This is a genomic window from Citrobacter sp. Cf116 (genome assembly GCF_030336505.1).
In the GTDB taxonomy this organism is placed as follows: domain Bacteria; phylum Pseudomonadota; class Gammaproteobacteria; order Enterobacterales; family Enterobacteriaceae; genus Citrobacter; species Citrobacter freundii.
Window position 1 is genome coordinate 115,250 of the sequence record NZ_JAOWEQ010000033.1, and the last position, 9,366, is coordinate 124,615.

The 9,366-nt window shown below is 49.3% G+C and carries 10 protein-coding genes and 1 pseudogene; 4 read left to right on the top strand and 7 right to left on the bottom strand.

The annotated features are described in order from the left end of the window. Window positions 1-3 precede the first annotated feature (3 nt). On the bottom strand, window positions 4-513 hold the full coding sequence (gene yihI / locus OGV74_RS05540) for a Der GTPase-activating protein YihI (protein WP_191229400.1): 510 nt from the start codon (window positions 511-513) through the stop codon (window positions 4-6). Window positions 514-681: 168 nt separating this feature from the next. Continuing rightward, window positions 682-867: pseudogene (locus tag OGV74_RS05545) on the bottom strand (hypothetical protein). 209 nt (window positions 868-1,076) lie between these two features. Here OGV74_RS05545 and yihA point away from each other — a divergent pair. After that, window positions 1,077-1,709: a ribosome biogenesis GTP-binding protein YihA/YsxC gene (gene yihA, locus OGV74_RS05550; protein ID WP_003847926.1), complete on the top strand. Its 633-nt coding sequence runs from the start codon at window positions 1,077-1,079 to the stop codon at window positions 1,707-1,709. 119 nt (window positions 1,710-1,828) lie between these two features. On the opposite strand, the gene spfP is transcribed toward yihA, so the two are convergent. Together spfP and polA are read right to left on the bottom strand one after the other, a co-directional pair. Further along, the gene (gene spfP, locus OGV74_RS23365) at window positions 1,829-1,876 is read right to left on the bottom strand and encodes a small protein SpfP (RefSeq protein WP_071892919.1); all 48 of its coding nucleotides are present in this window, start codon (window positions 1,874-1,876) and stop codon (window positions 1,829-1,831) included. A gap of 166 nt (window positions 1,877-2,042) precedes the next feature. Beyond that, the gene (polA, locus tag OGV74_RS05555) at window positions 2,043-4,829 is read right to left on the bottom strand and encodes a DNA polymerase I (protein ID WP_086504720.1); all 2,787 of its coding nucleotides are present in this window, start codon (window positions 4,827-4,829) and stop codon (window positions 2,043-2,045) included. A 363-nt stretch (window positions 4,830-5,192) separates the two neighbouring features. Between polA and yihG the strand changes: the two genes are divergently transcribed. Then, entirely contained in the window at window positions 5,193-6,128 is a 936-nt protein-coding gene (gene yihG, locus OGV74_RS05560) for a 1-acylglycerol-3-phosphate O-acyltransferase, YihG family (protein WP_003028622.1), read from the top strand. Window positions 6,129-6,141: 13 nt separating this feature from the next. Here the strand turns inward: yihG and dsbA are convergent, their stop codons facing one another. The 3 genes from dsbA to OGV74_RS05575 all read right to left on the bottom strand — a co-directional run bounded on the left by dsbA (window position 6,142) and on the right by OGV74_RS05575 (window position 8,114). Continuing rightward, the gene (gene dsbA, locus OGV74_RS05565; RefSeq protein WP_003028621.1) at window positions 6,142-6,765 is read right to left on the bottom strand and encodes a thiol:disulfide interchange protein DsbA; all 624 of its coding nucleotides are present in this window, start codon (window positions 6,763-6,765) and stop codon (window positions 6,142-6,144) included. Window positions 6,766-6,781: 16 nt separating this feature from the next. Continuing rightward, the gene (locus tag OGV74_RS05570; protein WP_003028618.1) at window positions 6,782-7,768 is read right to left on the bottom strand and encodes a serine/threonine protein kinase; all 987 of its coding nucleotides are present in this window, start codon (window positions 7,766-7,768) and stop codon (window positions 6,782-6,784) included. Between the two features lie 76 nt (window positions 7,769-7,844). Beyond that, window positions 7,845-8,114, bottom strand: a complete 270-nt coding sequence (locus OGV74_RS05575) for a YihD family protein (protein ID WP_003028616.1) — start codon at window positions 8,112-8,114, stop codon at window positions 7,845-7,847. A gap of 69 nt (window positions 8,115-8,183) precedes the next feature. On the opposite strand from OGV74_RS05575, the gene mobA reads away from it, so the two are divergent. Continuing rightward, window positions 8,184-8,768, top strand: a complete 585-nt coding sequence (mobA, locus tag OGV74_RS05580; protein ID WP_048234242.1) for a molybdenum cofactor guanylyltransferase MobA — start codon at window positions 8,184-8,186, stop codon at window positions 8,766-8,768. Then, window positions 8,765-9,268 carry a molybdopterin-guanine dinucleotide biosynthesis protein MobB gene (gene mobB / locus OGV74_RS05585; RefSeq protein WP_003028613.1) on the top strand — a complete coding sequence of 168 codons (504 nt, stop codon included), beginning with the start codon at window positions 8,765-8,767 and terminating at the stop codon, window positions 9,266-9,268. Before mobA ends, mobB begins: the two co-directional genes overlap by 4 nt. Window positions 9,269-9,366: the final 98 nt, after the last annotated feature.

Sequence of the window (9,366 nt, forward strand, 5' to 3'; positions counted from 1 at the left end):
CCGTTAGTTGCCGCCTTTCAGCAGGCGCATCATGTCTTCCTGTTTTTCTTCTTCTTCCCCTTCTTCCTCGTCATCGTAAGAAAGACCCAGCTTTTGCATCAGCTCATCAATGCGGTCCAGCTTGGCATCAACCCAGGACTGATCTTCCGCGCTCAGGGTCTCTCCTGCTTCAAGACGCTCCAGCAGCGCATCCAGGCGCTCATCCGTTTCCAGTAAATCCAACTCAGCCTGTGGTGAAAGCATAGGTTTCTCACTCTTCGGTTTGTGCTGTTTGGTGACTTTTTCGGTCACGCCCAATGGAATGGGGGTTTTGCTGCCAATACGAGGATCTTTTTGCTTATTTTGGTTTCCGCCACCAGATGCGCCTTCGCTACCGGACGCACGGCTACCTGCCGCATGACCACGGTGTTTTTTCTGGCGCTTACGGTCGCGGGCTTCCTGGTTAATTTCTTCGCGTGTTTTACGACGCGCTTTTGCAGGACCTTTACCGCGTGGTGTAGAAGTTGGTTTCATCATGATTCGTCTTTGGCTGTTTTATTCAGTATATAATTGCGCCGGAATCTAGCAGAAATAAAGAAAAAAGGCGACAGAGTAATCTGTCGCCTTTTTTCCTGACTCTCAACCCTTACGGGCTCTACAATTCCTGTTGGCTATCAACACACCCTGTTTTTCCCTTAGCCTCTAACATTCCGTGTTGTTTCCATTTCCTTTTACTAACGTCTCCGGACGTTTGTCTTCCTGACAATCCTGTGTCTTCGCCTCCTGGCGCTCCTGACCCTCATCCTGAGTCGTCTATCCTGTCAGCTTCCTCGCTATGGACGCTACTTTACCGTTTTGGTTTAAACGTACAAGTAACCTGGGTAACAATTTCTGATTTTAAGAATAGCGCCCAAATGTAACTCTATGATTTATTTTAGTTCTGTCATTTTTTACTCTGTCATCTCGTATAGAAACTGTCGGCAATGTCTCACAAAGCGCGTGGTTTTTACTCACACAGCCCACTCGTCGAAAAACCAGCCTTTTGCTGGGGTTCAGGTATAATCGCTGCAAAGCCCTGATTGATGGAGAGGACTGCTTTGACTAACTTGAATTATCAACAGACGCACTTTGTGATGAGTGCGCCTGATATTCGCCACTTACCTTCCGACACCGGTATAGAAGTGGCTTTTGCTGGCCGTTCCAACGCAGGCAAATCCAGTGCGCTAAATACCCTGACGAATCAAAAGGGTCTGGCACGTACATCTAAAACGCCAGGTCGTACTCAGCTCATCAACCTGTTTGAAGTCGTTGACGGCAAACGCCTGGTCGATTTGCCTGGATACGGTTATGCCGAAGTTCCAGAAGAGATGAAGCGTAAATGGCAGCGCGCGCTGGCTGAATATCTGGAAAAACGTCAGAGCCTGCAAGGTCTGGTGGTACTGATGGATATTCGTCACCCGTTAAAAGATCTCGATCAACAGATGATCCTGTGGGCGGTTGAGAGCAACGTTCAGGTTCTGGTACTGCTGACTAAAGCAGATAAGCTGGCCAGCGGTGCACGCAAAGCGCAACTGAATATGGTACGCGAAGCCGTACTGGCATTTAACGGTGATGTGCAGGTAGAAGCATTTTCATCGCTGAAAAAGCTGGGTGTGGACAAACTGCGGCAAAAACTGGATAGCTGGTTTAGTGAACTGGCACCGGTTGAAGAGATGCAGGACGGGGAATAACCCACCGTATTGCCGGATGGCGCCGCTGCGCGTCTTATCCGGCCTACAGCATGTACAAAACTTTTCTTTCGCACAATAAAAAACGCCCCAGTCATTACTGACTGGGGCGGCTAAAATATTCAGCCAAATCCGATTACGTGAAGTAAAAGGTCTGAAAGATAGAACATCTTACCTCTGTACCCTACGAGAATAACTTTACTCTTTTTTGAGCAGCTCAGAAAGCACTTTTTGTAATTTTTTTTCATTCCTTACATAGGGAATTCTAATGGACATCACAAAAAGTTCTCTCTTATGTTGCTTAGTTACGAAAAATAGCCGTTATTCAGTAAACCCTTAGTGCGCCTGATCCCAGTTTTCGCCACTACCGACTTCCACCAGCAACGGCACGTCAATCTGGGTCTCGTTTTCCATCAGTTGGTGGATCTTTTTAGAGACGCTTTCGAGGTCATTTTTATGCACTTCAAACACCAGTTCATCGTGTACCTGCATGATCATACGCACACGCGGTTGCTCGGTTTGCAGCCATCTGTCCACCGCAATCATCGCTCGTTTGATAATGTCTGCGGCAGTACCCTGCATCGGGGCGTTAATTGCCGCGCGTTCTGCACCTGCACGACGAGCACCATTACTGGATTTAATATCCGGTAAATAGAGACGGCGACCTTCCAGCGTTTCTACATAACCCTGCTCTTTCGCCTGCGCGCGGGTACGTTCCATATATTCCAACACGCCTGGGTAGCGTTCGAAGTAGAGATCCATGTACTTCTGCGCTTCTTTACGCGGAATATTCAACTGGCGCGCCAGACCAAAGGCGCTCATCCCGTAGATCAAACCGAAGTTAATGGCTTTCGCGCTGCGGCGTTGCTCGCTGGTCACAGAATCAAGCGGTAAACCAAAGACTTCTGCCGCCGTTGCGCGGTGAATATCTTTCCCTTCGGCAAACGCGGTAAGCAGACCTTTATCACGTGAAAGGTGCGCCATGATACGCAGTTCAATCTGTGAGTAGTCCGCAGAGACAATCACGTAGTCTTCTGGCGCAATGAACGCCTGACGAATACGACGACCTTCGTCATTACGTACCGGGATGTTTTGCAGGTTCGGATCCGTTGAAGACAAGCGACCCGTTGCGGTAACTGCCTGATGATAGGAAGTGTGCACGCGCCCGGTCTTCTTGTTAATCATCAACGGAAGCTTATCCGTATAGGTCGACTTCAGTTTTGCTAACCCACGATATTCCAGGATAACTTTCGGCAACGGATAATCCAGCGCTAACTCTTCCAGCACCTCTTCCGACGTTGATGGTGCGCCGCCCGGCGTTTTCTTCAGCGGCTTAATACCCTGCTTTTCAAACAGGATGGTTTGCAGTTGCTTGGTGGAAGACAGGTTAAACGCTTCTCCGGCGATCTCGTGCGCTTTTTGCTCCAGCTCGTTCAAACGCAGCGTCAGTTCTTCTGAATGCTTGTGCAGAACAGCCGGATCGATTTTCACACCGTTGCGCTCAACACGAGACAAAACTGGCACCAGCGGCATATCGATATTTTCAAAGACGTTCAGTGGCCCTTTATGCTGTTGTAATTCTGGCCACATTTTCAGATGCAGCTGTAGCGTAACGTCGGCGTCTTCCGCAGCGTAACGCCCAGCTTCTTCCAATGCTATCTGGTTAAAGGTCAGCTGGTTTTTGCCTTTTCCAGCGATCTCTTCAAAGGTGATGGTTTTATGTTTAAGCCAGCGGTCCGACAGGCTGTCCATATCGTGTCGGCCAGCGACACTGTTAAGAATGTAGGATTCAAGCATGGTGTCAAAGGTGATGCCGCGCAGCTCGATGCCATAGTTCGCCAGGATACCGCGATCGTACTTCAGGTTCTGCCCGACTTTATGCGCATTCTCATCTTCAAGCAGCGGCTTCAGCAGCTCCAGCGCGCGATCGCGAGCTATTTGATCGGGGGCATCCAGGTAATCGTGGGCAACAGGAACATATGCCGCCACACCCGGTTCAATGGCAAAAGACAGGCCAACCAGATTCGCGGAAATATTGTCCAGGCTGTCAGTTTCCGTATCGAAGGCAAAGACAGGTGCTTTTTTCAGCTTCGCGATCCACTCTTCCAGCGTCGCTTCGTCCAGAATCGTCACATAGTTATCATACGAAAGAACCGTAGCCGGCTCCTCAGGCGTTTCATCGACGACAATAGTTTCTTGCGGTTTTGCCGCCGGCTTCGTCCCTTTCGCCTGTAGCCATTTACCCGCTTCAACGTCAGTAACCCAACGTTTGAATTCATACTGTTTAAACAGGCCAAGCAGTTCTTCTGCTGCCGGTTGACGGACTTCCAGCTGCTCGCAGGTCAACTCCAGCTCAACATCCGTTTTGATAGTAGCCAATTGATAAGAGAGGTACGCCACCTCTTTATTCTGCTCAAGTTTGCCCGCCATGGTTTTCGCACCACGGAATGTCAGCCCCGCAATTTTGTCTGATTCAGCATAGAGAGTATCCAGCCCACCCAGCCCCTGCAGCAGAGCCTGCGCAGTTTTTTCACCTACGCCTGGAACGCCAGGAATGTTATCTGAGGAATCCCCCATCAGCGCCAGGAAATCGATGATCAGTTCCGGCGGGACACCGTATTTATTCACCACTTCATCCGGGCCGAGGATCGTATTGGTCATGGTGTTGATAAGAGTGATATTCGGCGTCACCAACTGAGCCATATCTTTATCACCAGTGCTAATCAGCACCGGACGACCCACCTTCTCCGCTTCCCGCGCCAGCGTACCGATGACATCATCCGCCTCCACGCCAGAAACCGCCAGCAATGGCAGCCCCATCGCTTTTACCATCGCATGCAGAGGTTCAATCTGCGCACGCAGATCGTCCGGCATGGGTGGGCGGTGCGACTTATAGTGTTCGAATAACTCATCACGGAAGGTTTTACCCTTGGCGTCGAATACCACCGCCGCGTGGGTCGGCTGATATTGCAAAATCAAGCTACGCAGCATGTTGAGGACACCGTACATCGCGCCCGTAGGTTCTCCTGCGCTGTTAGTCAGCGGTGGGAACGCGTGGTATGCGCGATACAGGTAAGATGAGCCATCTACAAGGATAAGTGGGTTTTCTGGGATCTGAACCATAATGTCCGTGCCTGTTTATCAGATTATGGGTAAAGGATGCCACAGACAGGATGAAAACATGAGTTTTTCGCCGCATTTGTCGAAAAACTTTTGTAGATCTTCTGCTTTGCTCGCAAAGACAGCTGTGGATAACTTTGTGAATAAATAATTTACAGCTCTTTAAATATAACAAGGCAATTATTGCCTCATAATATTTTTACATGTATTTCAATGAATTAAATAAATACACAGCATTTTATTCCATTTTTACAGCTTATATCCTGATGTGGATAGATATTCCTCTTTTTTCTATTGAGGGAAGAACCATCATTTGGTTCGTTTTCTGATAAAATCAGCCCCTTGCGCCTCTTTCGCGCACTGTCTATGGCTAACCTTTTGAATAATTTAATTATGACGAGAATACTCGCTGCGATAACGCTGTTGCTGAGTATCGTATTGACCATATTGGTCACGATTTTTTGTTCTGTGCCGATCATCCTTGCCGGGGTTGTGAAACTCCTTTTGCCTATTCCTGTCGTCTGGCGCAAGGTTTCTGTCTTCTGTAATTTCATGATGTACTGCTGGTGTGAAGGTCTGGCGCTACTGCTGCACCTCAATCCACGGCTGAAGTGGGATGTTGAAGGACTGGAAGGTCTTAGCAAGAAAAACTGGTATCTGCTCATTTGTAATCATTACAGCTGGGCCGATATCGTTGTGCTTTGCGTTCTGTTCCGTAAGCACATCCCGATGAATAAATATTTCCTCAAGCAGCAGTTGGCCTGGGTACCCTTTATTGGCCTGGCCTGCTGGGCGCTGGATATGCCGTTTATGAAACGCTATTCACGTGGCTATCTGCTTCGCCATCCGGAACGCCGTGGTAAAGATGTCGAAACAACGCGTCGTTCCTGCGAGAAATTTCGCGTACACCCGACAACCATTGTGAATTTTGTCGAAGGTTCGCGCTTTACCAAAGATAAACGTGAGCAAACCCGCTCGCCCTATCAAAACCTGCTCCCTCCTAAGGCGGCCGGTATTGCAATGGCATTGAATGTACTGGGTTCACAGTTCGATAAAATGTTGAACGTCACGTTGTGCTATCCGGAAAACAGCAGTCGACCGTTCTACGACATGCTGAGTGGTAAGTTAACGCGGATTGTCGTGCGGGTGAATCTGGAGCCAATTCATGAAGAGTTGCACGGTGATTACGTGAACGATAAGGGATTCAAGCGTCGGTTTCAGCTCTGGCTAAATACGCTATGGAGTGAGAAAGACGCGCAGCTCGACGCGATTAAAGCCTCAAATAAAAAAGCCGGTCAGTGACCGGCTTTTGCTTTTATTTCTGACCAACCAGGTACTTCACGGTATCCGCATACTGTTGTACGAAAATATCCATGCTGCTGGTATCCATGCCCTGCGGGTTGACCTGATATTTGCCATTCACGAACATCGCCGGAACGCCCTGCAGCTGTAAATCAGCCGCCGCTTTTTCCTGCTGTGCCACGAGTGATTTCACCACGAAGCTGTTCCATGCCGCATCATAGTCTTCACCTTTAATACCTGCGTCGACAAACACTTTACGGATATCAGCAACAGACTGAACGGTCTGGGTTTTCTGAACGCCTTCAAACAGCGGAACGGTAACCTGATCTTCAACGCCCAGCGCCATTGCAACCGCCCATGCCTGCGTCAGATCTTTACCCAAAGGCCCGAGAAACTCGACGTGGTATTTGGTCATCTTGGTGCCTTCCGGCAGCTTTTTCTTCACATTATCAGATACGTGAAGCACTTCTTCAAACTGGTAGCAGTGCGGGCAGTAGAAGGAGAAGAACTCCAACACTTGCGGTTCACCCGCAACTGGCTTTTCCAGAGTGATGTATTGTTTGCCATCCTGGAACTGCGCTGCAGATGCGCTAAAAGCTAAGACCATACCAGCCAGCGCCAGCCATATTTTTTTCATGTTCAAGTTTCTCCGGTTAATACATTGGCGTTAATTGTAAGGGGGGCTCTTGCAGAATTTTTGCCTGCTCAATAAAGGTCGCGGTCTGACGATGCCAGTAATCTTCCCCGGTTAACCACGGGAAGTTTTTTGGAAATGCAGGGTCAGCCCAACGTCGAATTAGCCAGGCAAGATAATAAACTAAACGCATAGCGCGTAAAGGTTCTATCAGTCCGATTTCAGAGATGTCGAACTCACTAAACTCTTCATAAGCCTCGATAATGGTTTCAAGCTGCATACGTTGTTCAGCTTTATCGCCATTGAGGAGCATCCATAAATCCTGAATAGCCGGACCGTTGCGGGCATCATCTAAATCGACAAACATCGGGCCATCGCGCCACAGAATATTACCGGCATGACAATCACCGTGCAGGCGTAACGTGGTAAAACGCGTATGCCAGCGTTCGGTAACGATCGCGATAAGCGCATCCGTTGCTTTCAGGAAGGCCGCTTTTTGCCCTGATGGGATTAGCTGTGCGTGTTCAAAAACTTTACGTGGCTCAGTCAGGTATTCTTCAAGGCCGATCGTTGGGCGGAAGGCAAAAGTACGCTTGCATCCGGTCTGGTGCATACGCCCGAGATAGCGCCCCACCGCCTCCATCTGATCGATGTTGTCGGCTTCAAACTGGCGTCCACCGACGCTGGGGAAGATCGCATAATGGAAACCCTGATGGCTTAATAGCGTTTGGCCGCTGAATACCAGCGGAGCAGCTACCGGGACTTCATCGCTTACCAGTTCCAGAGCAAACTGGTGCTCTTCCTGGATCTGATCGACAGACCAACGTTCAGGGCGATAAAACTTAACGACAAAGCGTCGACGGTCTTCGTCCTGGAATTGATAGACACGGTTTTCATAGCTGTTAAGCGGGGTAAGCCCGGAGTCCACCCGGATCCCCTGCTCAAACAGTGCATCCATGATGGTATCCGGGTGTAGCGTCTGGAAATTAAAAGCGTTGTCGTTCATCCCATCATCCGGAAAATACTACGAATGATTCAGGATATCATTTCGCAGCGCTTTCGGTGGCGGCGATTACAAGCTTTTACTCTTTAATTACGCCACGTGCGCGGAGTAGTGCAGTTTTAAAATCTTCTTCATAATCTTTCTGAATACCTGGAATGACCGCATCTTTCGCCGAGTCACGCATTTTCAGGTGATAGATCAGAATGTCATCAGTTAAATCCGCCAGTTCGCCGTCAAAACCTGACTCTTGCGCCAGTTTCTGTAAAAATTGCATCAGGTTAAGATCGGGTTCCTTCTGCCAGGCAGGCTGGAGGAGTTCAATAACTTCATTCAGACGTTTACATTTCATGGTTGTGCTCCTTAGGCTCAATACAGATACGTTAGCAGGGTCAATCCCACATTAAAAGAGGCGATATCAGTGATTCTGGATAGTGCAATAACAGGGGTTGTGCTGGCTGGCGGTAAGGCCAGACGGATGGGCGGAACCGATAAAGGTCTGCTTGAGCTGGGCGGTAAACCTCTTTGGCGACATGTGGCCGACATTCTCGCTTTGCAGGTCGAAACCGTGGTGGTTAATGCCAATCGCCACAGGGATATATACCAGCAAAGCGGCCTGAAAGTTATTCCCGATTCATTGGCCGATTTCCCTGGCCCACTGGCCGGGATGCTATCGGTATTCCTGCAGCAAACGGGAGAATGGTTTTTGTTCTGCCCGTGCGATATGCCCTATATTCCTCACGATCTGGTCGCTCGTTTAAAAGAGCAGCGCAAAGCAGCACCGGTTGTCTGGGTGCATGATGGCGAAAGAGATCACCCAACCATTGCGCTGATGCACCGCTCTATGCAGCCTTTACTGCAGGATTATCTTCAGTCCGGTGAACGACGCGTTATGGTCTTTATGCGTTTGGCAGGCGGTCATGCTGTCGATTTCAGCGATCATAAAGATGCGTTCGTAAACGTGAACACCCCCGAAGAGCTCGCAAAATGGCAGGAAAAATCATGATCCCATTACTCGCCATTGCGGCATGGAGCGGCACGGGAAAAACCACGCTGCTCAAAAAGTTGATCCCGGAACTACGTGCCAGAGGTATACGTCCCGGATTGATTAAGCATACTCATCACAAGATGGATGTCGACAAGCCCGGTAAAGATAGCTATGAGTTACGCAAAGCTGGTGCAGCACAAACTCTGGTCGCCAGCCAGCAACGTTGGGCATTAATGGTAGAAACACCGGAAGAGCCCGAACTGGATTTAGCGTATCTGGTAAGCCGGATGGACGCTTCAACGTTGGATATGGTGTTGGTTGAGGGATTTAAGCATGAACCTGTCGCTAAGATCCTACTTTTCCGCGAAGGCTGCGGGCATAGTCCTGAGGAATTGGTGATGGATGACTATGTTATAGCGGTTGCCAGTGACGTTCCGCTGGCGGTGGATGTTCCATTGTTAGATATCAACAACATACAGCAAGTAGCTGATTTTGTTACGCAATGGGCCAGAAGATAACTGCGATGTCGTGATGTACCTGATGCGCTGCGCTTATCAGGCCTGCACAATACGTTCAGCCCGGCGGTTTTACCCCGCACACACGCAAAAAAGCCCAT